The sequence below is a fragment of the Caulobacter sp. BP25 genome, assembly GCF_002737755.1.
In the GTDB taxonomy this organism is placed as follows: domain Bacteria; phylum Pseudomonadota; class Alphaproteobacteria; order Caulobacterales; family Caulobacteraceae; genus Caulobacter.
The window spans coordinates 338,816-363,685 of sequence record NZ_PEGH01000004.1 but is presented as its reverse complement, the minus strand read 5'-3'; the positions used below and the strand labels follow the sequence as shown (position 1 = coordinate 363,685).

20 protein-coding genes, 1 tRNA gene and 1 pseudogene are annotated in these 24,870 nt (G+C 66.0%); 12 read left to right on the top strand and 10 right to left on the bottom strand.

Going from position 1 to position 24,870, the window contains the following annotated elements; genetic code table 11:
* Positions 1-7: 7 nt before the first annotated feature.
* Positions 8-283 (top strand): AlpA family transcriptional regulator, encoded by a 276-nt coding sequence (locus CSW59_RS02950; protein WP_201722701.1) that lies wholly within the window; start codon positions 8-10, stop codon positions 281-283.
* 151 nt (positions 284-434) lie between these two features.
* Here CSW59_RS02950 and CSW59_RS02945 read toward each other — a convergent pair whose 3' ends face one another.
* From CSW59_RS02945 to CSW59_RS02935, 3 genes are all read right to left on the bottom strand, one after another.
* Positions 435-3,626 carry a DEAD/DEAH box helicase gene (locus CSW59_RS02945; protein ID WP_099442618.1) on the bottom strand — a complete coding sequence of 1,064 codons (3,192 nt, stop codon included), beginning with the start codon at positions 3,624-3,626 and terminating at the stop codon, positions 435-437.
* The gene (locus tag CSW59_RS02940; RefSeq protein ID WP_143754936.1) at positions 3,619-4,452 is read right to left on the bottom strand and encodes a hypothetical protein; all 834 of its coding nucleotides are present in this window, start codon (positions 4,450-4,452) and stop codon (positions 3,619-3,621) included. The genes CSW59_RS02945 and CSW59_RS02940 overlap by 8 nt, the downstream gene beginning before the upstream one ends.
* Positions 4,453-4,727: 275 nt before the next feature.
* Positions 4,728-4,803: transfer RNA gene (locus tag CSW59_RS02935), tRNA-Lys, on the bottom strand.
* An 84-nt stretch (positions 4,804-4,887) separates the two neighbouring features.
* Between CSW59_RS02935 and CSW59_RS02930 the strand changes: the two are divergent.
* Both CSW59_RS02930 and CSW59_RS02925 read left to right on the top strand, forming a co-directional pair.
* Positions 4,888-5,225, top strand: a pseudogene (locus CSW59_RS02930) (Hpt domain-containing protein).
* A gap of 77 nt (positions 5,226-5,302) precedes the next feature.
* Positions 5,303-6,130 carry an AIM24 family protein gene (locus CSW59_RS02925; RefSeq protein ID WP_099442616.1) on the top strand — a complete coding sequence of 276 codons (828 nt, stop codon included), beginning with the start codon at positions 5,303-5,305 and terminating at the stop codon, positions 6,128-6,130.
* A gap of 115 nt (positions 6,131-6,245) precedes the next feature.
* On the opposite strand, the gene CSW59_RS02920 is transcribed toward CSW59_RS02925, so the two are convergent.
* Together CSW59_RS02920 and gcvA are read right to left on the bottom strand one after the other, a co-directional pair.
* Positions 6,246-6,578, bottom strand: coding sequence for a chorismate mutase (locus CSW59_RS02920; RefSeq protein WP_099442615.1), 333 nt, complete (start codon positions 6,576-6,578; stop codon positions 6,246-6,248).
* A 47-nt stretch (positions 6,579-6,625) separates the two neighbouring features.
* Positions 6,626-7,582 carry a transcriptional regulator GcvA gene (gene gcvA / locus CSW59_RS02915; protein ID WP_099442614.1) on the bottom strand — a complete coding sequence of 319 codons (957 nt, stop codon included), beginning with the start codon at positions 7,580-7,582 and terminating at the stop codon, positions 6,626-6,628.
* A gap of 229 nt (positions 7,583-7,811) precedes the next feature.
* On the opposite strand from gcvA, the gene cobA reads away from it, so the two are divergent.
* Genes cobA through CSW59_RS02890 form a run of 5 tightly spaced genes read left to right on the top strand, consistent with a single transcriptional unit; the run spans position 7,812 to position 11,926 of the window.
* Positions 7,812-8,675, top strand: coding sequence for a uroporphyrinogen-III C-methyltransferase (cobA, locus tag CSW59_RS02910; RefSeq protein ID WP_099442613.1), 864 nt, complete (start codon positions 7,812-7,814; stop codon positions 8,673-8,675).
* Positions 8,672-9,037 carry a DUF2849 domain-containing protein gene (locus CSW59_RS02905; RefSeq protein ID WP_099442612.1) on the top strand — a complete coding sequence of 122 codons (366 nt, stop codon included), beginning with the start codon at positions 8,672-8,674 and terminating at the stop codon, positions 9,035-9,037. The genes cobA and CSW59_RS02905 overlap by 4 nt, the downstream gene beginning before the upstream one ends.
* Positions 9,038-9,043: 6 nt before the next feature.
* Positions 9,044-10,702, top strand: a complete 1,659-nt coding sequence (locus CSW59_RS02900) for a nitrite/sulfite reductase (RefSeq protein WP_099442611.1) — start codon at positions 9,044-9,046, stop codon at positions 10,700-10,702.
* Positions 10,686-11,192: a DUF934 domain-containing protein gene (locus CSW59_RS02895; protein ID WP_099442610.1), complete on the top strand. Its 507-nt coding sequence runs from the start codon at positions 10,686-10,688 to the stop codon at positions 11,190-11,192. The genes CSW59_RS02900 and CSW59_RS02895 overlap by 17 nt, the downstream gene beginning before the upstream one ends.
* Positions 11,192-11,926 carry a phosphoadenylyl-sulfate reductase gene (locus CSW59_RS02890; protein WP_099442609.1) on the top strand — a complete coding sequence of 245 codons (735 nt, stop codon included), beginning with the start codon at positions 11,192-11,194 and terminating at the stop codon, positions 11,924-11,926. Before CSW59_RS02895 ends, CSW59_RS02890 begins: the two co-directional genes overlap by 1 nt.
* Positions 11,927-11,930: 4 nt before the next feature.
* On the opposite strand, the gene CSW59_RS02885 is transcribed toward CSW59_RS02890, so the two are convergent.
* Together CSW59_RS02885 and CSW59_RS02880 are read right to left on the bottom strand one after the other, a co-directional pair.
* Positions 11,931-14,117: an acylase gene (locus CSW59_RS02885; RefSeq protein ID WP_099442683.1), complete on the bottom strand. Its 2,187-nt coding sequence runs from the start codon at positions 14,115-14,117 to the stop codon at positions 11,931-11,933.
* A 96-nt stretch (positions 14,118-14,213) separates the two neighbouring features.
* Positions 14,214-14,738 (bottom strand): 3D domain-containing protein, encoded by a 525-nt coding sequence (locus tag CSW59_RS02880; RefSeq protein WP_099442608.1) that lies wholly within the window; start codon positions 14,736-14,738, stop codon positions 14,214-14,216.
* 411 nt (positions 14,739-15,149) lie between these two features.
* Here CSW59_RS02880 and CSW59_RS02870 point away from each other — a divergent pair, with 411 nt between their 5' ends.
* Positions 15,150-16,178, top strand: coding sequence for a S1/P1 Nuclease (locus CSW59_RS02870; RefSeq protein WP_099442607.1), 1,029 nt, complete (start codon positions 15,150-15,152; stop codon positions 16,176-16,178).
* 4 nt (positions 16,179-16,182) lie between these two features.
* Positions 16,183-16,632: an NUDIX domain-containing protein gene (locus CSW59_RS02865; RefSeq protein ID WP_201722700.1), complete on the top strand. Its 450-nt coding sequence runs from the start codon at positions 16,183-16,185 to the stop codon at positions 16,630-16,632.
* On the opposite strand, the gene CSW59_RS02860 is transcribed toward CSW59_RS02865, so the two are convergent.
* From CSW59_RS02860 to pepN, 3 genes are all read right to left on the bottom strand, one after another.
* Positions 16,629-16,970 carry a UrcA family protein gene (locus tag CSW59_RS02860; RefSeq protein ID WP_099442605.1) on the bottom strand — a complete coding sequence of 114 codons (342 nt, stop codon included), beginning with the start codon at positions 16,968-16,970 and terminating at the stop codon, positions 16,629-16,631. The genes CSW59_RS02865 and CSW59_RS02860 overlap by 4 nt on opposite strands.
* 148 nt (positions 16,971-17,118) lie before the next feature.
* Positions 17,119-19,647 carry an ATP-binding protein gene (locus CSW59_RS02855; protein ID WP_369825735.1) on the bottom strand — a complete coding sequence of 843 codons (2,529 nt, stop codon included), beginning with the start codon at positions 19,645-19,647 and terminating at the stop codon, positions 17,119-17,121.
* 148 nt (positions 19,648-19,795) lie between these two features.
* Positions 19,796-22,387, bottom strand: a complete 2,592-nt coding sequence (pepN, locus tag CSW59_RS02850) for an aminopeptidase N (protein ID WP_099442603.1) — start codon at positions 22,385-22,387, stop codon at positions 19,796-19,798.
* A 269-nt stretch (positions 22,388-22,656) separates the two neighbouring features.
* Between pepN and CSW59_RS20710 the strand changes: the two genes are divergently transcribed.
* Together CSW59_RS20710 and CSW59_RS02840 are read left to right on the top strand one after the other, a co-directional pair.
* Entirely contained in the window at positions 22,657-23,241 is a 585-nt protein-coding gene (locus CSW59_RS20710) for a hypothetical protein (protein WP_161495011.1), read from the top strand.
* A gap of 397 nt (positions 23,242-23,638) precedes the next feature.
* Positions 23,639-24,754 carry an acyl-CoA dehydrogenase family protein gene (locus tag CSW59_RS02840; RefSeq protein ID WP_099442602.1) on the top strand — a complete coding sequence of 372 codons (1,116 nt, stop codon included), beginning with the start codon at positions 23,639-23,641 and terminating at the stop codon, positions 24,752-24,754.
* The last annotated feature ends 116 nt before the right edge of the window (positions 24,755-24,870 follow it).

The following is a 24,870-nucleotide window of genomic DNA, read 5'->3' as shown; positions in this document are numbered from 1 at the left end:
GACGATGATGACGCGCAAAACGATGGCGAACCTGCTGGACCACCCGCGCGCCCTGCCGGGCGACGCGATCGAGAAGGCGGCCCTAGCGGCCGCGATGGCGCCGCTGCTCACCCCGGCCCAGGTCGCCGACATGCTCACCGTGAGCGAGCGGACGCTGGAGCGGTGGAGGATGACGGGCGAGGGGCCAGAGTACGTGGCGCTCAGCCGCAAGGTGGTGCGTTACGACGCGGTAGCGCTCGCAACATTTGTGGAGGCTCGTCGGCGGATAAACACGGCCGCTTGAGCTCACGCTTGCCAAATCAGGGCCGCATCTAACTCAACCCGGATCTTGGAAATGTCAGCTTCTTGAATGATTAAGGCGCAGGTCGTCGCTGTCAGATAGTGGAGTAGGCCCATTGACTCAAAGGAACTCGACCTTCGGAGATTAAGAGCGCTCAGTCGTCGAGTGTGATGGTGATGATCGGCGCCGTTCCGAACGCGCGTTGAGCAGCGTTTCCGGCTTTTTCGTGGGCTCGGTGGTATTGGACGCGCGTCAGGGGCCCCTTTGTCTCCATCGCGAACGCCACCAAATCCTGAGAGTTGAAGCCGCGCTTGATCGCTGTCGCCAGATAGCCAGTCACGGGGTTTTGGTCGGTATCTTGGCCTGCGGCCTCGCGCTGGGCTTTGAGAACCTGGACAACAAGACTGGCTGCATAGGAGAAGCCCCGTGTCGCGAGGTCTGTGGCGATTTCGCGCGCTCTGGGACAATGCGGATAGGTTTCGACCGATCCGCCCAAAAGGACTTCGATCTCTGCTAGGGGCCGCCCGTTGACCCATGCTTCCAGAGCTTTCTTTAGTGTGGGCCAGTGCGGCGTGAGGTTGGCGGTCTTCTTGATCTTGACCGCCGATCGTGCCGCCGCTTCCGAGGAGCCTAGGAGCTCTGCGGCCAAGGGTTCGGCGGCGAACCAGTCGGTCATCCAACCGATCCATCCTCCGACGTCTTGGGGCAGAGGCTCGGTCGCCGACAATCGGTCGGCCAACGTCTGCAGAATCCCGGCGGCTGCGCCGGACTGAGCTGACAGCTCCAGGATATGTGCGGTCCATGGGGTGGTTCGGGAGGCATCAAGAGCGACTTTCAGCGCGCCAATTCTGGAGGCGAACGCTGTCTCATCGCTCTTCTTTCGGGCCTGGAAGCTGGCGAAGGAGCGCTTCTTCAGATCCTCCAAGCGATCGACCGCGTCGCCTTGTAGGCGATTGATCACATAAGAGACCTCGGGTGCCGCAGCCGACGTCTGGATGTAATCCAGGACGGCGTTCAGCGGATCATCCAGCTCGATGCATCGGTCGCTCTCGGGCAGGATTGACCGGAGTTTCTCCTTGGCATTGTTGTCTGGCACCTTGCCCGTGAACTTCAAGATTGCTTCCGGAACCAGGATGACCACGCCGTTGGCCAAATGACCGGCGCGCCCAGCTCGGCCTGCAGCGTTGAGAAGCTCGTGGGCTTTAAGGGCTTCGCGACCGCCTTCCGCCAGATCGGCCCGCTTGTCGCCCGACAGGATCGCGACTTCAGACGGCAGGTTCATGCCCTGCGACAAGGTTGTGGTGGCCACAATCACCGAGGCACCATCCTTGCGTCGATAGTACGTTTCCACGAGTCTCCGTTCGATCGGCAACAGGTCTGCCGAGTGGGGTACTGCGGCGGCCTGGTTTGGGACGAGAGACTGGCCACTCGGTCCCATCTCCTCCTCGATAGCGCTGCGCAGTTCCAACTCAAATGCCGTGTGGGGGCCCAGCTTTTGAAGCGCCTCGGCGATACGGGCTGCGTTCGTGATTGTTTGCTGGGCCGTCGTGACGAAGACGATGGTCTTGAGGCCCTGTTTAGCCGACGCCGTGGCGATGGCGGAGGACACCACGTTTGCATTCGGCAGCAAATAGGGTCCGGTGGGGCCTACGGTGCCGTCGAGACTGACGTCTGAAGCGAGAAGCTCCGAGATGGTGATGTCGGTCGTTCCAGCGTTGTTCCAGTTATGCTGCAGGCCGAACAAGACATATGGCCGAGCCTGGAGATGAGCTTTCGCCGCCTTGCCAAGGCCTTTGGTTCCCGCGAGCGCCCGTGCACTGGTTGCAGACGCCAGGATCGTTTTGACCTTCGCGGCTTCGTAGAGCACCACGCCCCGCGCTTGGCGGCTCGGTTTCCAGATCGGGTCGACGAGGAGGCATTGGCGGCCGGTCTGCTCGTGAATCCAGTCGGCGAAATCGCGGCCGTCCTTGACCATCGCAGAGAGGAAGAGAAGATCGGCCTTCGGCGTTGCCTTGAGGAAGCCAAGGACAGCGAACATGCCGTCCAACGCGCGTCGCAGTGACCCTGCCGCCGGGCTCAGCATGTGGCATTCGTCGAAGACCAGCAAACCCACGCCATCGAAGGCGGTCTCGCCCAGACTGAGCCTCGCCAGGCACATCTCGGGCGTCATGACTTCGATCCGGGCCGGCGGAGCGAGGCTCTGCAACAGAAGATCGAAGTCCGTCGTGACTGATCCATCAATGATCTCGTCGGGGAAGGCCTCCGCCAGATCATCCCTCAATTGATCAGCCAGCGCATGCGTGGGAACGAGAAAGATGACAGCCTGTTTGCGGGCCAGGACGCCGGCGATTTTGAACTCGGCGACCGTTGTCTTGCCGGCACCGGTCGGAAGCGTGAGGAGCGCCGATCGTCCCGTCTCATGAAAACCCGATTTGAGCGCTGAGCGATGGTTGGGCCACAGCAGCGGCTTCGTTTTCGCTCGATGAGCCAGCCACGATTTCCAGATGCCTTCGTCGGCCCCCTTAGGCGGCGGCAGCGTCTGAATGGATGCCTCGCCCAACGTCTCGCCGGCGCCTTTGAGCAGGCGGGCAAGATGAGCCGGGCCAGGATAGGTCGTCGTAAGCGTCCGATCGCCGAACGCTGAGGGATGCTCCAAGGTCGCCAATTCGAGCACGCGATCGAACGCTGCGCCGGATCGCTCAAAACGCACGGTGTCCACGAGGGGGTGAGGCTGGGCGAGAAGCTCGGAGGCCAACAGCTCAACGCCGTCTAACAAGGCCGCATAGAGGAGGGACGTCGCTTCGGCCGGGAGCACCTCCGGGCTGGCGCCCAACGATCCCCGTCGGCGGGCGCGGTTAAGGATATCGAGCAGATGGCCCTTGGCGAGCGCAAGAATGCTTTCGGACAGCAGCGTTTCGACCGTGAATGCGCTGGACTCGCCCCGAGCGGGCAGGGCGTTGGCGGCTTCGTTTGCATCGGGATACTGTTCCGCCGCGAGGAATAGAAGACAGGCCGCGAGCGCAGGGTGAACCTCGTCGCGGCTCAAGGGCCCCGCATCGGCCAGCGCTTCGGATACGCCTTTAGCCAAAATCTGCTGAGCGGTCGCCGCCACGAAAGCGGATGCTCGCTTGTCGTCCTTGTCGTCAGAAACGACAGCGATCAGCTCATAGGTGTCAGCGATGTTCGCCAGCCTTGCGCGAGCGGGCGGTTCAGCCGGGTCTTCGCGCAAACGCGCCGTGACCAGCTGTGCGTAGGCCTCGGTCAGTTCGAGCGGAATCCGGTCGGACGCCAAGGTGGGCAATGCCGGTGCCGAGCGGAGAAATGCGGCGGTATCCGGGTCAAACATCGGTCAGGTCGTCCATCGCGGTCGCGGTCTGGGCGTCCACATGCGAACGGGCGGCGGTCGCGAGGGCCTCGAACCATGGACGGAGTTCACTGTCCGGAATCTTGAAGACGGCTCCGAGCCGTTGGTCGGCAGTCAGCCCGGCCAAGTTTTCGTAGCCGGTGAAGATCTCAGCTCTAGCGACATCCGAGTCGACGTCTGGCGTCACAGCAAGGCTGGCGCGATATCGGCGCTTCTTGAGATCGAGTATCGCGGCTGCGGCCTTTGGGACGGCGAGCGCAGGGAGATCCGCCTGTCGCAACAACTCCCCGGCCGCAGCCAACAGTTCCCCCGACCGCTTGGCGGCGTGATAGTCTCGAAAAGACTTCATCACCTGTCCCGCGAAGATTTTCTTGGGGTCGCCCGAGCATTTGTCCTCGAAGATGATCGACCGGGCGATCGCGCCTTTCTCGACGTGGATCAGCAGGCCATCCAGTCCTTGGGTTGTCGATTTAATGTGAGGGTCGCGCATGAAATCCCCAGGACCCGCTGCCTGTTGCGCCGCTATCCAGGAAATCGCCTCGAAAATGAAGCCGTCCCTCTGCCAGGGTTTAGTCTTGGCGACCGTCAGCACCTTCTTGGCCTGATCCTTGAGCTCCGTCAGACCCAAAACCGGACTCCCCGGGTTCAACCCGGCCAGTACTATGGCGACGTGCTGCGCCTGGCCCAGGGCGATGACAGCAATGAGGTATGCAAGCTGATCGAAATCGAGAAGTGTCCACTGCTCACCCGTGCAGTGCTCGTTGACGACAACATCCTTGAGGATGAGCGGTTTCGAAGCGTTGGCCATGAAGAGCACCCCCGCTATCCCGGATAGTGTGATCCGCGCCCAATCTCAACCATCGCGCGCGATTTGCGAGGGCGATACTAAGCGTGTCGGGGACAGGCAAGAACGACCGCTTTGCGCACCAGCGGCAATATTAACTCATGGCGCAGCGGATGCGCGAAGTTGTCAGACCCTGCGATGGAGTCGCAACCGGCAGCTCTTCAAGAAGAATTCAGGGGAGTTTCAGGGGCAGCGCCCCGGATCGGCCTCAGCGGAAGCCTGGATCTCCTTACGGAGAATGGTGGGTGTACAAGGATTCGAACCTTGGACCCGCTGATTAAGAGTCAGCTGCTCTACCAACTGAGCTATACACCCATTCGCGGTTCCGAAGCACTTGCGAGCCCCGGCGGCGAGGCGCGGAACATACGCAATGATTTTGGGAGCGCAAGGGCTTTTTTCATGGCCAGACGAGATATTAGCGGAGCCGTGGATTTCGCTTACCTGGAAGGGTTCGCTGCGGGGGATTCCACGGTGATCGACGAAGTCCTGGTGCTGTTCCGCGAACAGGCCGCGCTGTGGACGCCCATGCTGGATCCGGCCCATCCGGGATGGAAGGACGCGGTCCATACGGTGAAGGGCGCGGCGCGGGGGTGGGGGCCTTTGAGCTCGGAGAGGTCTGTGAGCGCTGCGAGGCGGGGCAGGTGGGCCTGAACGCCGTCAGGACGGCTCTGGACGTCGCGCTTATGGATATCGCCGCCTATGCGCATGAACGCGCGCTGCGCGCCTTGAAGGGCTAGGAAATCTGACCCAGCTGTAATTGGCGCCGAGGCCACTGTGTGGCTAGAACGGCGGTCCAAGACACGAGGAGACGTCCATGCCCCCCAGCCCCTGGAGCCATCAGCGCAACGCCGGCGTTGCTGACGACATTGATTTCGAGATCAAGGGCGAGGACCTCCAGTTCGTTGAGATCGAGTTGGACCCCGGAGAGAGCGCCGTCGCGGAAGCCGGCGCCTTCGTCTGGAAGGACGCCAGCGTCCAGATGACGACCGTGTTCGGCGACGGCTCGGCCGACCAGGGCGGCGGCTTCATGGGCAAGCTACTGGGCGCCGGCAAGCGCCTAGTGACGGGCGAAAGCCTGTTCACGACCGTCTTCACGCATACGGGAACGGGCAAGGCCCGCGTGGCGTTCGCCTCGCCCACGCCCGGCACGATCCTGCCGCTGAACCTGGGTGAGCTTGGCGGGACGTTGATCTGCCAGAAGGACAGCTTCCTGGCCGCCGCGCGCGGCGTGTCGATCGGGCTGCACTTCCAGAAGCGAGTCATGACCGGCCTGTTCGGCGGCGAAGGCTTCATCATGCAGCGCCTGGAAGGCGACGGCTGGGCCTTCGTGCAGATGGGCGGCACCCTGATCGAGCGCGAACTGGCGCCGGGCGAGGAGTTGCACATCGATACGGGCTGCGTGGCGGCCTATACGCCGGACGTGGACTTCGATCTGGTCATGGCTGGCGGCGTAAAGAGCGTGCTGTTCGGCGGCGAAGGCCTGTTCTTCGCCCGCCTGCGCGGTCCGGGGAAGGTCTGGATTCAATCGCTGCCATTCGCCCGCTTGGCCGGCCGCATGCTGCAGGCCGCCAATCACCAGGGTGGCAACCAAGGCGAAGGCTCGATCCTGGGCGGCCTGGGCCGGATGATCGACGGGAACTAGCCTCCGACGCTGTCATCCCGGCCAAGCGCGTAGCGCGCCGAGCCGGGATCGACGCAAGCGCTGAGCTTTCCAAGGTCCCGGGTCTGCGCTGCGCTTCGCCCGGGATGACAGGTCTCTACGAGCCCCGCGTCCGGTCCCAGCTGTCGTATTCGTAGGCGATGCAGCGGTCGATCAAGGTGCGCCAGACGGGCTCGGCGATGGCCTCGGATAGACCTGACGCACGGGCTGCGACCTTAACCTTGTCGACCACGTCCTCGATCCGCGCGCGGTCGAAAACCTTCGAGCGGTCAGCCTTGATGCGCGCGGCCGCGTCCATGAACGCCTGACGCTCGGTCAGGAGTTGGACCAGGGCCCGGTCCAGGGCGTCCACGCCCTGACGCACATCGGCCATGGTCTGGCAGTCGGCGGGAGCGAGATGCTCGTCGACGTTAAGAGTCGTGATTTTCATGGGCCCCTTTAAGCGGTTTCCGGCGACAGAAACCAGACCACGCGGCGTTAAATCCCCGCGCCGTTGTCGAGGGTGCGCAGCGCCGCCTCGTGGGCCTCGGCCTCGGTCTTCAGCCAGTTCACGAACGCCTTGACCTGCGGCAGGCGGCCCTTGGCCTTTGGGTGGACGACGTAGTAGGCGAAGTCCACTGCCGTCGAGGCCTCGAACGGGATGACCAGGCGGCCAGAATCGAGGTCGGCCTGGGCCAGGGTGCGCTTGGCCAGGGCGATGCCGCGACCGTTGGCGGCGGCTTCGATCACCAGGCTGGATTGGTTGAAACGGGGCCCGCGCGCGCCATCGACGCCCCTGATCCCGCGTGCCGCCAGCCACATCGCCCAGTCCGGGCAGCTGTCGTCCGCGTCTGGCGAGCCGTCGTGCAGCAGGATGTGATGTTGCAAGTCCTCAGGGCGCTCTAGGGCGTTCTGTTCCAGCAGTTCAGGGCTGGCGACCGGGACCACGGACTCCTGCATCAGGCGGATGACCTCCAGGCCCGGATAGCGACCTGAGCCGTAGCGGATCGCCATGTCGACCTCGCCAGTGGCGAAGTCGACGACCTCCATGCCGGCCGACAGCCAGACGTCGACCTGCGGATGGGCCCGCTCGAACTTGCCCAAGCGCGGCACCAGCCACTTGGCGGCGAAGGAGGGCGCGGCGGTGAGGGTGAGGCGGCGCCCGTCCACGGCGGCGGTGAGCAGGGACGCGGCCTCGGCCAGGCGGTCGAAAGCTTCGCGTAAGGCGGGCAGGGCGGTCTGGGCGGCGTCGGTCAGCAACAGGCCCTTGGGCGTGCGCTTGAACAGGGCTGCGCCGACATAGTCTTCCAGATTCTGGATCTGCTGGCTGACCGCGCCCGGCGTCACCGATAGCTCGTCTGCGGCGCGGCTGAAGTTCAGGTGCCGCGCGGCCGCTTCGAACGCGCGCAGGGCGTTCAGAGGCGGAAGGCGGCGGCGCTCGTTGGGTCTTTCCATAGTTTTACTGAACGCCCCGGCAGAAGTCCTTGTTTGCGAATTGGCCTCTTCGCGGCCAGTTTGCAAGCGTTCGCTGGCGGATTGGCCCTTTTCGTCAGCGCACATCGTGGGGTGGCCGCCAAGGTCACCCCACTAATTTTCAAGGTTTTGGCCGGGGTCGTCCTTAGGGCGGCCCCGTCTTGCGTTCCACCGTCTTATTCCAAGCGCGTTGATAGAGGTTCTAAAGCCCATGGCCCGCCCGCCGGCCCGAAGCAGGAAGCCTGGCCTCGTCGTGATCGGCGGGACCCGCGCGCAACGCGCTTTGGGCGCGGTGTGGCTAGTCGGGGCTGGCCCTGGCGATCCAGACCTCCTGACCTTCCGCGCCTTCAATGCCCTGCGCGCCGCCGACGTCGTGGTGCATGACGGCTTGGTCTCCGAAGAAATCCTGGATCTGGCGCCCAGCCGCGCCCGGCGGATCAACGTCGCCAAGCGCAAGTCGCGCCACACCTTGCCGCAGGACGACATCAACCAACTGATCGTGGCCCTGGCCCTGGATGGCCTGACCGTCGTGCGTCTGAAGGGTGGCGATCCCTTCCTGTTCGGACGCGGCGGCGAGGAGCTGGCCGCCTGCCGCGAGGCTGGCGTCGAGTGTCATGTGGTGCCGGGCGTCACTGCCGCCCTGGCCGCCAGCGCCGGCGCCGGCGCGCCTCTGACCCACCGGGGCAGCGCTCAGGCGGTCACCTTCGTCACCGGCCACGCCGCCCATGGCGAGCCGGACCTGGACTGGGCTTCGCTGGCGCGTCCGAACCAGACGGTCGTCGTCTATATGGGCGTGTCGACCGCCGGCCTGATCGCCGCGCGCTTGGTGGCCGCCGGCCGCGCGGGCTCGACTCCCGCCCTGATCGTCGAGAGCGCCAGCCGCGCCGACGAGCGTCGGGTCCTGACGACGCTGTCGGGCCTGGCCGAAGCCGCTGAGGGTGTGAAAGGCCCTGCGCTGCTGATGGTCGGCGAAGCGATGGCCATGGCTGAAGTTCAATCTCCTCCCTCGCTTGCGGGGGCGGGGGACCGGGAAGCGCTGGAGGCGGCGCTTCGCAGGGGAGGAGAGTTCAAGTGAAAGCGATCACCGCCAACCGCCTGATCGACGGCGAGGTCGTGTTCTGGACGTCGGGCCAGTGGGTGGACCGCTTCGGCGACGCTCAGCTGTTCGACGATCATCACGCCGCCGATGTCGAGGCCGCCGTCGCTACGGGCAAGGGCCAGCCTACTGTGGTGGTCGACGTCTATCCGATCGACCTTGTCCAGTCCGACGGTCGCTGGGCGCCGCTCAGCTATCGCGAGCGCATCCGGGCGCTGGGCCCGACTAACGAACCCACGCACGGCAAACAGGCCGAAGGCGGCGATGTCATCGAGGCGCTACGTCACGCCGCCGGCTCGGCGCGCTCGACCGGCCGTGTCGATCTGATCCGCAGGAAGTAGGGCGGCATGTACCAGTACGATCTCATCGACAAGGAATTCCTGGCTGACCGTTCGGCCGAGTTCCGGGGGCAGGTTGCCCGCCGCCTGTCCGGCGAGCTGACCGAGGACCAGTTCAAGCCGCTGCGGCTGATGAACGGTCTTTATCTGCAACTGCACGCCTACATGCTGCGGGTGGCGATCCCGTACGGCTCGCTGAACGCGACCCAGGCGCGGCGCCTGGCGCAGATCGCGCGCGACTACGACAAGGGCTATGGCCACTTCACCACGCGCCAGAACATCCAGTTCAACTGGATCAAGCTGAAGGACGCGCCGGAGATCCTCGACAAGCTGGCCGACGTTGATCTACACGCCATCCAGACCAGCGGCAACTGCATCCGCAACACCACGTCCGACCCCTATGCCGGGGCCACGGCCGAGGAGGTCGACGACCCGCGCGTCTGGTGCGAGGTGATCCGCCAGTGGTCGACCCTGCACCCGGAATTCTCGTTCCTGCCGCGCAAGTTCAAGATCGCCATCACCGCCTCGGCCAAGGACCGCACGGCGGCCAAGGTGCACGACATCGGCCTTTTGCTGCGCCAGGGTCGCGATGGCCAGCTTGGCTTTGAGGTGATCGTCGGCGGCGGCCAGGGGCGCACGCCCTATGTCGGCCCGACCATCAAAGAGTTCCTGCCGACCGACCGTCTGCTGAGCTATCTGGAAGCGATCCTGCGCGTCTACAACCGCCACGGTCGCCGCGACAACATCTACAAGGCCCGGATCAAGATCCTGGTCGCCGCCCTGGGCGCCGAGGAGTTCGCCCGCCAGGTCGAGGAAGAGTGGAGCAAGATCGACGCCGTGCGCGCCGACCTGCCGCCCGCCGAGCTGGCCCGCATCCGCGCCGCCTTCGCCAAGACCCCGTTCGAGGCCCTGCCGGCGCGCTCGGAAGCGTTCGAGACGGCGAAGGCGCACGATCCGGCCTTCGCGCGCTTCGTTCGCAACAATGTTCGCGCCCACAAGCAGCCGGGCTATGCGATCGTCGAGATCTCGCTGAAGGCCCAGGAGCAGACGCCGGGCGACGCCTCGGCGGACCAGCTGGATGTCGTGGCGGATCTGGCCGAGCGCTATGGCTTCAACGACCTGCGCGTGACCCACGCCCAGAACCTCGTCCTGCCGCACATCAAGCTGGACGACCTGCCGACCGTGTTCGCGGCGCTGCAGGCGGCCAATCTGGCCACGCCCAACATCGACCTAGTCAGCGACATCATCGCCTGCCCGGGCCTTGACTACTGCGCTCTCGCCAACGCCCGCGCGATCCCGATCGCTCAGGACATCGCCCGCCAGTTCGCCGATCTCGATCGCGCCGAGCAGGTCGGCGAACTGAAGATCAAGATCAGCGGCTGCATCAACGCCTGCGGCCACCATCACGTGGCGCACATCGGCATCCTGGGCGTCGATAAGAAGGGCGAGGAATTCTACCAGCTGTCGCTGGGCGGTTCGGGCGCGGAAGACGCCTCGATCGGCAAGATCCTGGGTCCGGCGCTTCCCGCGGACAAGGTCGCCACGGCCGTCGATCAACTGGTCGGCGCCTATCTCGCTGTCCGCAGCGACGGCGAGCGCTTCCTCGACACCTATCGCCGCGTCGGCCTCGAGCCCTTCAAGGAGGCTGTCTATGCCCAAGCTGATTGAGCTCGTTGAGAACGAAGCCCGTTGGGCCGAGGACGCGTTCGTTTTCGTCGCCGATGAGGACGCGATCCCGGAAACGGGCGATGTGATCCTGACACTGGCGCGCTTCGAGGCTGAGGGCGACGCCCTGCTGGCCTCAAACAGCCGCCGGGTCGGTGTACGGATCGAGCCCGATCAGGAGGTCGAGGGGCTGGCCTATGACCTGCCGCGTCTGGCGGTGGTCGCCCTGGCCTTTCCGAAGTATCGCGACGGCCGCGCCTACACCTCGGCCCGCCTGCTGCGCGAGCGGTTCGGCTATCAGGGCCAGGTTCGGGCCGTGGGAGACGTCCTGCGCGAGCAGGCGGGCTTCATGGTTCGCTGCGGTTTCGACGCGTTCGAGCCGGCCGACGGCGCGACGCCCGAGGCCTGGAGCCAGGCCGCCCAACGCTTCCGCCACGTCTATCAGCGCGCCGCCGACGCGCGCGCCGTGGCGTTCGAGGAAAGGGCCTCCTGATGGCCTATGACGAGAGCGGAGGGACCGCCGCCGGGCTCGCCGCGCGGCTGGACGCCGAACTGCGAGAGGCTCATCCGGCCACCGTGCTGCGCGCGGCCCATGACCAGTTCGGCTCGCGTCTGGCGCTGGTCTCGTCGTTCGGCGCGGAATCGGCCGTGCTGCTGCATCTGGCTTCCCAGGTTTCCCCCAGCATTCCGGTCCTGTTCCTCGACACCGGCATGCTGTTTGGCCAGACGCTGGACTACCGTAAGACCCTGGCCGCTCAGCTCGGCCTGACCGACGTGCGCGACCTGCGTCCGGCCTATGCCGATCTCGCCACCCAGGATCCGGGCTCGGACCTTTGGCGCACCAGCGTCGACGCCTGCTGCAACATCCGCAAAGTGCTACCTCTGGACCGCGCCCTGGGCGGCTTCGACGCCTGGATCACGGGTCGCAAACGCTTCCATGGCGGCGACCGCTTGAGCCTGCCGGTGGTCGAGGCCGCCGACGGCAAGGTCAAGTTCAACCCGCTGGCCAACTGGGGCAAGGCTGAGCTCGACGCCTATGTCGCCGAGCATCAGCTGCCAGCTCATCCCTTGGTCGCCCAGGGCTTCGCCTCGATTGGCTGCTGGCCTTGCACCCAACCGTCAGAGGATGGCCGGTCGGGCCGTTGGGCCGGGCAGGAAAAGACCGAGTGCGGCATCCACGTCGCCCGCGCGCCGGGCGTGGCGCCGAACGTGGGCGGGGATATTTAGAGGCCTAATCCTCCCCCGGCCGGTACGTCTTCACCGCGTGCTTCTTCACGTCCTCGGGATAGAAATAGACGTCCCGCAGGTTCCAGTTCGCGTAGCGCGGCGCCTGGTCGTTGAAATGCGGCGAGGACGGATCTCCGCTTTCACCGCCGGCCGAGATGGCGCGGGCGCGGACCTTGTCGCCGAACTGCACGACCGCGACAAAGCTATTGCCCAGCGTGCCGTAGTATTTCTTGGTCCCCGGCCAGCGCTTGGCGCCGAACGAGGCCAGCGAGCCCCATTGGGCCGAGGTGAAGGGCACGGGGATGCTGGGCTTTGTGTCATCGAACTTTTGGACGATCGCGCCGTCATTCCGCTGGAAGCGGTTGATCTCGCCCCACGGCGTCTTCCACGAGCCGAAGTCGGCGGTCAGGCGATCGGACGCTTCGGCCAGGGCCGCCAGCTTTTCGGCCGGCGTCAGCTTGTCGGCCATATAGTCATAGGTGTTGAGCCCCTGCGCCTTGGCCGCCGGCGCGGCCTTGGCCCACGTGGCCTCGCCCCAGAACACCGCTAGGGAGGTCTCGGTCGACCGGGTGGACCACTTGCGGTCCCAGGCGCTGAGCGCCTTAACCTGCTCGGTGAGCTTGGCCTTCAGCGGGTCGCTGTCCGGCGTGGCGGCGTAGGCCGCCTCCAGCGTCGGGATCAGCCGCGCGAAGGCAGTCAGGTAAGGGTCATAGGCCTTCTCGATCAGGCCGCCCAGGGTGAGGTTCTTCACGTCCTTGAGCACCAGCTCGGCGTGGAGGCCGCGCGGGTTCTCGCCGAAGGTGTCCATGTACTTCGGGAAGTCCGCCTTCTTGGGGCTGTAGGGGCCGGCGGCGGTCCAGGGCCAGTTGTTGGTGTTGAAGGCCCAGCCGGTCGGCGGATTCACCGCCTGGGGCGTCTTGGCGAGCGGCGTCAGGCCCTTCCAGTCCGTCGCGGGATCGGAGCCGTCCACGGGCTTGGTGTAGTCGAAGCGGTCGTCGCGGACCGGAATGAACTGCGGATGCAGATAGGCGATCTGGCCCTTGCTATCGGCGAACAGGGTGTTGTTCGACGAGTTGGCCTTCAGCTCCGCCACCTTCATGAAGCTCTTCAGGTCCGTGGCCTTGGTGCGCAGGAACGACTGCTGCAGGGCTTCCACCGGCTTGTTCATCAGGGCGATGCTGATCCACTTGCCATCGGCCTCGCGGACGATCGGACCGCGGTGGGTCTTGAAGACGGTGAAGCGTTTTTCGGCCATCGACCCGTCGGCGGCGCGGTAGGGGATCGTGATCACCTCGGTCTTCAAGGGGCGGAGCGCCTGGCCGTATTTGTAGAAGCGCTGGCCATCCTTCTCGACGATCGTCTCGGCGAACTCGTCGACCACGTCGACGCCGCTGGAGGTGTGCATCCAGCCGGCTTTGGCGTTGAAGCCCTGGTAGATGAAGAACTGCCCCCAGGTGGTCGCGCCATAGGCGTTGAGGCCTTGGTCGGACGAGACCTGCATCTCCGAGCGGAAGAAGAAGCTGGTGTGCGGGTTGATCAGCAGCATGGCGTGACCTTCCAGCGTGTTCTTCGGCGCGATGGCGATTCCGTTCGAACCCTTGGGTTCCTTGAACAGCAAGCCCTTCTCGTCGGCGGTCATCGCCAGCTGGCGCTGGCCGTAGAAGCTTTCCAGCTGGGTCAGGGCCACGCGCTCGATGTCGCCGCCGATGCTGCCTTCCGAGAAGCTGAGCGCCATCCAGGGCTCGAAGCGGGTGATGACCCTGGGCTTCACGGTCGGGTGGGTCGCCAGATAGTAGTTCAGGCCGTCGGCCCAGCCGTTCATCAGCGCCTTTAGCCAGGCGGGGCTTTTGGCGTAGTCGGCCTTCAGCACGACCGGGTCGATGAATAGCTTCTGGCGCAGGTCCGCCCAGATCGCCTTTTCGCCCTCCGCCTCGGCCGTGCGGCCAAGCGCGGTCTTGAAGTTGGTCTCGACGCGGTTGAAGTCATCCTCGGCCTGGGCGTAGGCCATGCCGAACACCGCATCGGCGTCGATCTTGCCGTGGATGTGGGCGATACCCCAGTCGTCGCGGGTGATCGAGACCGCAGCCGCGCGAGCCTTCAGGCGCGGAAGGTCGTCAGCGGCGCGCGCCGGCGTTGTCGCGAGCGCGGCGCTGATGGCCAAGGCCAGAACGCTGACGGACAGATTTCGCATGGTGATCCCCAAACCGCTCATCTCAGCGGTAGAGGGGGATCCAAGCCGAGTTCGGGCATCAATTCCAGTCCGCGCGACGACGGCGGACGGCAAGTGCTATTGCGGCGGGCAGCCCTTGAACTCGCCGACCTTGCTGACCGACAGGCTGGACAGGTCGATGCTCCGCAGGGTCTTCATCGAGGCGGCGCCAACGCCGCTGAAAAGGTCAAGCTTCAGGCCCTTGATCGCCCCGCCGATATCAGAAGCGTACCAGTAGCCGTCGTGCTTGCCGCCGTCCGGCATCGGCAGGCCGACGGTTTCCTTGATGAAGAGGACCGTGCGGCGCGGGATCACCTTGGGATCGACCGCGACGGTGCGCATGGCGGCGACCTTGCAGCCCAGCGAGTCAAAGGCTCGGATGCCCTTGGCGCCGGCGTGGTACATGGTCGCCCGCATCTTGTACTCGACCGAGCCGGGCAGGGCGCCGCCGCCTAAGGCGGTGCTGATCAGCTCGCCCAGCGGATCGCCGCGCGGTGTCTCGGCGGACGCGGAGTCCTGGTTCGGAGCGGCGTTGGCGAGGGCGGGAGCGGCGAATGCGGAGATGACCGCAGTGGCCAAAATTCCGGCGAGCTTGCGTCGCATCGAGGGGGTCCTCTTATCGGCGTGTCTGTCGGGCGAGGGTCTGGATAGTCCGATCACAGCTCCGTGACAACCCTTGAGCCCGCGCAGGGCGGGTGCGGGTTCGCCCGATGGGCGAAAAACAGGCATGGATTCAGCGATTTAAAATCTGGCCTCTTCCTGCCGATTTTCGGTCCTTTGACGACTTCAAGAGGGATAACCGTCATGGGCGCGCGCATTTCCGGCGACTCGATCGGCGGCGAAAAACCCCTTTTCTGATCGCAAGGCAGGCCGCCCTGGCGGATATCGCCCTGGTGGCTTAAACCCGCTTGGCGCACGAGAGCGGGGTCGACCTTGCGCTCTATCCGGCCGCGAAGGCCTGGGTTGGGCGGATCGAAGCTGCGCTTGGCATTATCTGATCTGGAGTTCCGTCCCTTGCGTCTGTCGATCAGCCTGAAAGTCCTCGCCCTGGCCGTCGCGGTGTCCGCCCCCGCTCAATCGGCGCTCGCCTGGGGGGCTTCGGGCCACCGGGTCGTCGGCGTCGCCGCCGCCTCGACGCTGCCCGCCGACGTGCCGGCTTTCCTGCGCACGCCTCGGGCCGTGGCCGCGATCGGCGAGTACGCCCGTGAGCCGGACCGCTGGAAGGGGTCTGGCAAGATCCACGACCATAATCGCGACTCCGCCCACTTCCTCGACGTCGACGACGAGGGGAAGATGTTCGGCGGTCCGGCCTTTACCGTGGCGACCCTGCCGCCGACCCGCGCCGACTACGAAAAGGCGCTGCAGGCCGTCGGCGTCGACAGCTGGAAGGCCGGCTATCTGCCGTATGCGATCATCGACGGCTACCAGCAGCTGGTGAAGGACTTCACCTACTGGCGGGTTCTGACCGCCGCCTTGAAGCTGGAGAAGGATCCGACCCGTCTGGCCTACTACAAGGCTGACCTGAAGCGTCGCGAGGAACTCTTGCTGCGCGACCTGGGAGTCTGGGCGCACTATGTCGGCGACGCCAGCCAGCCCCTGCACCTGTCCGTGCACTACAATGGCTGGGGCGACTATCCGAACCCCAACGGCTACACCCAGTCGCGCGCGATCCACGGCCAGTTCGAGGGACCGCTGACCAAGGCTTTGGCCGATGAGGCGTCCATCAAGGCGTTGGTGCCGGCCTATAAGCCTTGTGAGTGTTCGATCGAGACGCGGGTCGTCGGCTATCTCACCGAGACCTGGAAACAGGTCGAGCCCCTCTACCAGTTGGAGAAGGCTGGCGGCCTGGTCGACACCGATCCTCGCGCCAAGGCGTTTGTGCAGACTCGTGTGGCGGCGGGCGCGACCGCTCTACGTGACCTCGTGGTCGACGCCTGGCGTGAAAGCGCCAATGGCAAGATCGGCTATCGTCCGGAGATCAGTGTGGGCGATGTCGAGTCCGGCAAGGCCGACCCGTGGCTCGATCTCTACGGCAAGGACTAGCGACGTGCTGAGGTTCGGTGCGCCCCTGCCTGGGGTGTCCTATCTAGACCGCCGGGCGGCGTTCGGCGTGGCCGAGAACGCGCTGGGCCAGATCGCCCTGGCCCAGGTGACCAAGCCCGGCAAGGCGCCGTACTTCGACCTGCCGGGTGGGGCCGTTGACGGCGATGAGACTGAAGAGCAGGCCGTCGCCCGCGAGTTTGGCGAGGAGACGGGCCTTGTCGTCGAGGCCGTCCGCCTGATCGACACCGTCTCGCAGCACTTCCTCAAGTCCGATGGACAGCCTGTCCGCAATCATGGCGGGGTCTATGTCGTCAAATTGCTGGGCGACGATCCCGCCTTGAAGGTCGAGGACGATCACGCGCTGGCCTGGCTGGATCCGCGCGACGCCGTGGTCGCTCTGCGCCACGACGCCCACGCCTGGGCGGTCGCGGCCTGGCTGCGGAAAATGCTCTAGTTCGTCGCCAGCTTGATGTTGGCGCCGGCGCGCTGCGCCATGCGCAGCTCGGTGACCTGCCGCTCGCTGAGGGCGTCACGAAGGTCTTCGTTGAAGTCCATCAGACAGGCGCGCATCGACAGGCCTCGGAGGCCGCTACAGGCGCGCTGTCCCGCCGAGCGAGCGCGATCGGCGAACTCGCTGGCGTCGGCCGGGTTCGAAAGGTTCAGGTCGCCGACCTTGATCCGGGCGATGGGGGCGTTGGTCTCGCCGGCATGGGCGGCGGTCAGGCCGATGATCGGGGTGGCGGCCAGAGCCAGGGCGGCGATGGCGGCGATACGGTTGACGATCTTGCTCATGACGGTGTCCCTCTCTCTCTTCGATGTGGCCGCCGGCGGCGGTTCGTTGAGAGCAGGTGTAGTCGCGGGGCCTGCGAAACACCCGTTACGACGGCGTCATGACGTCGAATTAAGCTTATGAATTGAAAGTAATATTCAACTCGCCTGGTCAGGCCGCCGCGAAGTCTCGCGCGATGCCGTGCTCACTTTGGCGGATCGGCAGGGCGAAGCTGACCGTCGTGCCCTCGCCCGGCGTGGACGCCATGTCCAGCACGCCCTCATGCATGCTGATCAGAGACTTGGTCAGCGCCAGGCCAAGGCCCGTGCCCTGGGTGGTCTTGGAGAACTGGCTTTCCACCTGTTCGAACGGACGCGCCAGGCGGGCGAGATCCTCCTTGGCGATGCCGATGCCGGTGTCGGCTACCGACACCCGGACCATGTCGCCAAAGGGATCGCGTCGGATCTCGGCGGTCAGGGTGACGCTGCCTGCTCGCGGCGTGAACTTGATGGCGTTGGACAACAGGTTCAGCAGCACCTGCTTGATGGCCCTATAATCGGCCTCGATCTCGGGCAGGGGCGGGAAGTCGATGCTGAGGTTCAGGCCTGCGGCCTCGGCGCGGTTGCGCACCAGGCGGACGGCGTCCTCGGCGACGTCTTCCAGGTGCATGGGCTCGAACTTCAGATTCATCTTGCCGGCCTCAATCTTCGACATGTCGAGGATGTCGTTGATCAGGGCCAGCAGGTGCTGGCCCGACGAGTGGATGTCCTGGCTGTAGCCCTTGTAGCGTTCGTCGCCCAGCGGGCCGAACATCTCGTTCATCATGATCTCGGAGAAGCCGTTGATGGCGTTCAGCGGCGTCCGCAGCTCGTGGGACATATTGGCGAGGAACTCGCTTTTGGCTCTGTTGGCGCCTTCCGCCCTGACCTTCTCGGTCTCGTACTTGCGAGCCAGTTCGGCGAGCTGCTCCTGGCTGCGCTCGAGGCCGGCCACGGCGTTTTGCAGCTGCTCCTCGTTGAGGCGACGCGTCTCTTCCTGGTTCTTGATCGCGGTGATGTCCGAGGCGGTCATGACAAGACCGCCCTCGGCGGTGCGTCGCTCGCTGATCTGGATCCAGCGACCGTCCTTCAGCTCGGCCTCGCGCACCCCCTTGGCGTCGGCGGGCGTCGAATGATCCTGCTTGATGGCGAGCGCGGCGTGGCGATTGATTTCGGCGCGCGCGGCGCCCGGCTTCAGGAGCTTGGGATCGAGGGAGAAGACGTTGCGATAGTTGCGATTGCACATCAGCAGCCGTCCATAGCGGTCCCAAAGGACGAAGGCCTCGGAAACGCTTTCAATGGCGTCGCGCAAACGGTTCTCGGCGGCTTGGGCGCGGGCTTGGGCGACCCGCTCCTCGGTGACGTCCAAAGCGACCCCGATGATGCGGGCATAGCCGTCCGCGTCTGCCTTGCCAAAGCCTTGGCCCCGGGCGTCGATCCAGAGCGAGCGTTGACCCTGCCCCGTGGAGGGCACGCGGAACGAGACGTCGAACGCGCCGTACATCGCGGCGTTGGCCAGGGCCTTGCGCAGTCGATCGCGGTGGTCCGGCGCGATGCGGTCCAAGAGGTCCTGGCCTGAGACGACGCCGCCTCCGCCCCAGCCGAACATGACGCCGGTCACGTCCGACAGGAACACTTCATCCGCGTTCAGGTCCCATTCCCAGATGCCGCAGCGGGCCGCTTCGACCGCCAGGCGGAAGCGCTGTTCGCTGTCGATGAATTCGCGCTGGGCGGCCTCGGATCTGCGGCTCTGGACCACCAGCAGCAACGCTAGAGCGATCCCGGCGGCCAGCGGGATCAGGAGGCCAAGGGCGTTGTTGGCGGCGATGTCGTCACCTGTGCTGGGCGCCGCCGACAGGACCGCCAGCGCGCCTTCGGCCACCGGCCTGACCGCGAGATCGAGGGGCTCGCCGTCGAGCGCGCGACCTTGCAGGCCGCTGGCGGCGCGCCGCAGGTCCGCCGGCTTCAGCGCGAAAGCCTGCCCCAGGGCCGTCGCGCCCTGAGCGCCGCCGCCGCGGGCGACGATCAGGGAGCCGTCGGGGAGGGCCAGGGCGTTGCTTTCGCCGGGGGAAGGCTCCTCGACCAGGCGAGCGGCGTCGCCGCTGGCGATCAGGAAGGCGCGGCTTTGGCCCAGGGACGCCAACGTCGCGACATAGAGACGGCCCGAGGCGCCCACCGAGCCGGTCCAGACCGTCCGGCCCGACGCCTCGGCGGCGCGCGCGGCCGCTTTCCAGTCTGCTCTATCATCGCGACCGGCCACGGCCAGAATTCCAGTGGGCGCCACCACGGCGACGGCGACGGCTTCGCCGCCCGCGGCGCGCAGAGCGATCTGGGCTGCGTCTGCGGTGGAGTCAGGATCGCGGGCCAGCAGATCGGCGGCGGCCGAAAGGCCCGCTCGCTGCGCGGCCAGGTTCGTCTCGACGCGCCCGGCGATCAGCCCGGCCTTCGCGGCCAGGGAGGGCGCGCTTGGCTGCGCGCGGCTCTGATCCTGAATGCGCTTGAGACCAAAGGCCGTATAGACCGCCAGAAGCAGAAGGGCCGACAGGATCGCGATGCGGGCGAAGGTCTGAGACGGCGCGCGCATACGCTCCGCCCGCGAGGCCGCGGGCGCGGTCGGTCCGGCCTTGGCCGTCCCCCCGTGTCTCGCCCTGCCTTTACCCAAACGCACGACTCCCGCGGAAACACCCCGGCGAGTCACTTCGCCAGAAGGTGAATCTAGCTTACGGGCCGTAGGGGCGTCACCGCCGAACCGTCAATTCCGTGAAGATGGGCGTATTGGTCGCAATGAACCGGCGCTGGGACGCGGCGGCTCAGGTCAAAGACTTGGCGGCTAGCTCCAGAACATTCTTGGACAGGTCCGGATGCGCCGCGATGCGTTCGAGCTCTTGCCGCATGAGCGCGCCAAGATCGGGTCTGTACCGTCGCCAGGCGCCCAAGGGCTCGACCAGGCGGGCGGCCGTCATTGGATTGAACTTGTCCACGGCCAGGATCTGGTCGGCCAGGAACCGATAGCCCGCGCCGCTGGGATCGTGGAACCGCGCCGGATTGTAGTTCGCGAAGGTCGACACCAGGGCCCGGAGCCGGTTCGGATTGGTCGGCTCGAAGGCGGGATGGCGGGTGAGGGCCATAACGCGATCTAGAACGTCCGCATTGGGGTCGCGGGCCTGAGCCGCGAACCACTTGTCCAGCACCAGAGGCTCGGCGCTCCAGCTGTCGAAGAACTTGCCCAGAGCCTTCTCGCGCGCCGCTCCGCCAATGCAGACCAGCGGGTAAAGCCCGCCGATCATGTCGGTCATGTTGCGCGAGGCGTCGTAATGGCCGATCAGGCGCGACAGGTTCTCGTCGTGAGGATCGGCCGAGATCATGTCGGCGCAGGCGTTGCGCAGCGCGCGCCGCCCCGCAGCCTTGGCGTCGGCCGAGAACGCGCCGGCGCTTTGCATTTCACCGTGCAGTCGACGCAGAAGGTCCCCGAGGTGGACAGCGATCCTGACGCGCAGCACGTCCCGCGCCTCGTGTAGGGCGAGCGGATCGGCGGGCTCGGACATCAGGGCCAGATCCGGCTCGGAGGGCAGGCCGAGCAACAGGGCCTTGAAGGCGGGTTCGGCCGCTTCATCGACCAGGGCCTGGCCCAAGGCGTCGGCGTAGCGCTCCTCGCCCACCTCGTCAGGCGTTCCGCCGGCGCGGGCCAGGATCAGATCGCGCGCCAGGGTCTGGCCCGCCTCCCAACGGTTGAACAGGTCGGGGTCCGCGCCGAACAGGACGTAGCGGTCCGAAGGGCGCGCGTCCGTCGTCAGGTTGACGGGCGCCGAGAAACCGCGCAGCGCCGAGAGGATCGGCGGCTGGGCCACGCCCGCCCAACGCACGGTCATCGACTGACGATCCAGAAGCACGATCTCGGTCTCGCGCAGAACCTCGCCGTTGTGCGACAGCAGGCCGATGGCGACGGGGATAGGCAGGGCCTTCTTGACCGGCTGGCCGGGCGTAGGCGCCGTCGATTGAGTCAGGTTTAGCGTCAGGACCTGGGCGCCGTCGTCATAGTCGGTGGTGATCGTCACGGACGGCGTGCCGGCCTGCTCGTACCAGGCGAAGAAGTCGGAAAGGTCCTGGCCCGACGCCTCGGCGAAGCAGGCGATGAAGGCCTCGACCGTCGTCGCCTGGCCGTCATGGCGATCGAAATAAAGATCGCAACCCTTCCGGAACGCGTCGGCGCCCAGGATGGTCTTCAGCATCCGGATAATCTCCGAGCCCTTCTCGTAGATCGTCGCGGTGTAGAAGTTGTCGATCTTCAGGTAGCTGGACGGCCGCACGGGGTGGGCCAGCGGGCCGGCGTCCTCGGCGAACTGGCGCGCGCGCAGGGCTTTTACGTCCTTGATCCGCTGAACGGCGGCCCCGCGCATGTCGGCGCTGAAGCTCTGGTCGCGGAAGACCGTGAAGCCTTCCTTCAGGCACAGCTGGAACCAGTCGCGGCAGGTGATCCGATTGCCGGTCCAGTTGTGGAAGTACTCGTGGGCGACGACCGCCTCGATGCGCTCAAAGTCGGCGTCCGTCGCGGTCTCCGGATCGGCCAGCAACAAGGAGCTGTTGAAGATGTTCAGCCCCTTGTTCTCCATGGCGCCAAAGTTGAAGTCCCTGACCGCCACGATCATGAACAGGTCGAGGTCGTATTCGCGCCCGAACGCTTCCTCGTCCCACTTCATAGCGCGCTTGAGGCTGTCCAGCGCATAGGCCGCGCGGGCAGCCTGGCCGGGGTCCACGAAAATCTTCAGCGCCACCTCGCGACCGCTCATCGTCACGAAGCTGTCAGTCAGAACGTCGAGGTCGCCGGCCACCAGGGCGAACAGGTAGGCGGGTTTCGGGAAGGGATCGACCCACTCGGCGAAGTGGCGCGATCCGTCTAGCGGCCCCTCGCCAACGAGATTGCCGTTGCTCAGCAGATGAGGCAGTCCCGCGTCGGCCTCGATCCGAACGCTGTAGCGGCTCAGCACGTCCGGGCGATCGGGGAAGTAGGTGATGGTGCGGAAGCCCTCTGCCTCGCACTGCGTGCAGAAGCGCCCGCCGGACATGTAGAGGCCGGTCAGGGCCTTGTTCGCCGCTGGGTCGATCTCGACCTCGGTGGTCAGGACGAACTGGTCCGGGGTCTCTTGGATGGTCAGATGTTCGGCGTCGACCGCGTATTGATTAGCGCTCAGCGCTTCGCCGTCGATCGCCACCGACAGCAGCTTTAGCCGCTCGCCGTTCAGCACTAGCGGCTCGGCGCTGGCTCCGACTCGCCGGATGGCCAGCTCGGCCCGCACGCGGGTCGCCGAGGCGCTGAGGTCGAAGACCAGCCGCGTGGTCTCGATCGCGAACGGGAAGGGGCGGTAATCGGCCAGCCGGACCGGCTGTGGCGTATCGGTGCGCATGGCTTTTAGCTAAGACGCCTGCGGCGTTTGCGCCAGCGCCAGGCGCGATTACTTGGGGCGTCTGGGTATGAAATTCGTCGGCGAGGCGTCTTCCGACGACTTAGGGGACGCGGGCGTCGCGGCGCGAGGCGCGCGCGTAAAGGCGTTCGGCGCGCGCGGACGCAGGTTGAGTTCACGCTCGAGCGCGGCCATCCGTTCGGAAAGCGAAGGCGCCCTGAAGCCCTGCTGCGCCGCCGAATAGGCCGGCGGCGGGGAGGGTGTGGGCGCGGGTGGCGCCTCCGCTGGCGGCGGGGCGTGACTTTCATGCGAACGGCCTCTTCGCCGTGCAGGTCGCGCAGTTCCAGCTCCAGGGTCGCCGCGCGGCGGGCCAGGCCCCGCAGGACCTGGGGCGTCGCCGCGTCGTTGGCGACCAGCGTAAGCAGGTCCTGGATGAGCGAGCGCATCTTCGGCGCGGCCGCGATCAACCGCGCTTGGGCTTCGATCCGCTCAGGATCGCGATCGTACTCCGACCGGGGCACACGCCATCCACCCCAGTCCTGGGGATCGGTATAGACGATCGGATAGGTGCCAGGGTCGGGATGCCGAGGCGTCTCGTCGCGCGTTCGCCAACGGTTGGGACCGCGCGCGACCCGCCAATTCTCCTGGTTTGGTCGATCTGGGGCGTCTCGGGGATCGGCGGTCAGCTCGAACGCATGGAACATGCGGCCAAGGCCGACATCGTAGGTCACGCGAACCGGTTCCGGCAAACCACCGACCCAGGCGGGAACAACGCGCTCAACGGTCGCCCAAGCGCCGACGCTGTCCACCCATACTCGCTGATTTTTCTTGAATTGCGCCTTGGTCATGGCTTTTAGAGAATCGCGTTCTGCGACAATGGCCTATCGACGCACATACTGTAAGGCCAAATATTACAGTCAGTAGCGGAGATGGCTCAACCTTTTGGTGTGTCGATACAACCATGTAATGGCCCCTCTAAGCTTGCGCGGTTGAGTTTTGGCGACCTCTCATCATCGGTAGTTCCGGAAGAGCCGGATCGCCGGGTGCGTACCGCGTCATCCAAAAGCCCTCCCAGGCGCGAAAACGCCCTTTGCGATGTGCTTGCCCGCGTTGACGTTGGGGAGTCCGGACATGAGCCTGAGGCGTTGACGGCCAGCTGAATTTCTTGACGCCGGGGCAGGCTTTCCCTTCGCGTGAACGTCGTTCAGTGTGCTCCCGAGGCCGGCCGAAAGAGCCCGGTCCAGGGAGGATCCAGTGGATTTCGACTATTCGGACGACCAGAAGTTCCTGAAGGACGAGGCGCGCAAGTTCCTCGCCGCCCATTGCGATGTCAGCGTCGTGCGCGGCGTGCTCGACAACCCCGAGCGCGCCTTCGATGAGAAGCTCTGGAAGGGCGTAGCCGAGCAGGGCTGGCTGGGCGCCTCGATCCCCGAAGAATTTGGCGGCCTGGGTCTGGGCCGCGTCGAGCTGTGCGCCATCGCCGAGGAACTGGGCCGCGCCGTGGCGCCGATCCCGTTCGCCTCGACGGTCTATGTCCTGGCCGAAGGGATCATGGCCTTTGGGGCTGAGGCCCAGAAGGCCGCGATCCTGCCGCGCATAGCCGCCGGTGAGTTGATCGGCTGCCTGGCCACCTCGGAAGGTCCGGGCGTGGTGGGGCCCGCCAGCCTGCAGTGCCGGGTCGAGGGCGGGAAGCTCTCCGGAACCAAGATCCCGGTCACCGACGGCGACGTCGCGGGCGTCGCGCTGGTGCTGGCCAGCGAAGGCGGTCGCCCAGGCCTGTTCCTGGTCGACCTGACCGGTCCTGGCGTGACGCGCGAAACGCTCAAGAGCCTCGACCCCACCCGCAGCGTCGCCAAGCTAACCTTCGTCGGCGCGGCCGCCGAGCGGGTCGGCGACGCGGGGGCGGGCTTCGAGATCGTCCAGGCGATCCTGGACCGCGCCGCCGTCCTGCTGGCCTTCGAGCAACTGGGCGGCGCTGATCGCTGCCTCGAGATGGCGCGCGAGTACGCCCTGGGCCGCTACGCCTTTGGTCGCGTGATCGCCGGCTACCAGGCCATCAAGCACAAGCTGGCCGACATGTACGTCAAGAACGAGGTCGCCCGCTCCAACGCCTACTACGGCGCGTGGGCGCTGAACGACGACGCGCCGGAGCTGCCGATCGCGGCGTCGGCGGCGCGCATCGCCGCGTCCGAAGCCTTCTGGTTCGCCAGCAAGGAGAACATCCAGGTGCACGGCGGCATGGGCTTCACCTGGGACGTCGACTGTCACCTCTACTACCGCCGCTCACGGCAACTGAGCCTCGTCGCCGGCGCGCCAAAGGTCTGGAAGGAACGGCTGGTGGGTGAACTCGAGAAGAAGAACGCGGCGTAGCAACCGCTGTTATCCCGGCCAAGCGCGTCGCGCGCTGAGCCGGGACCGCAGCAAGCGCCGGCGTTTCCGGCGGTCCCGGCTCTCCGCTTCGCTGCGGCCGGGATGACAAGTTTGGA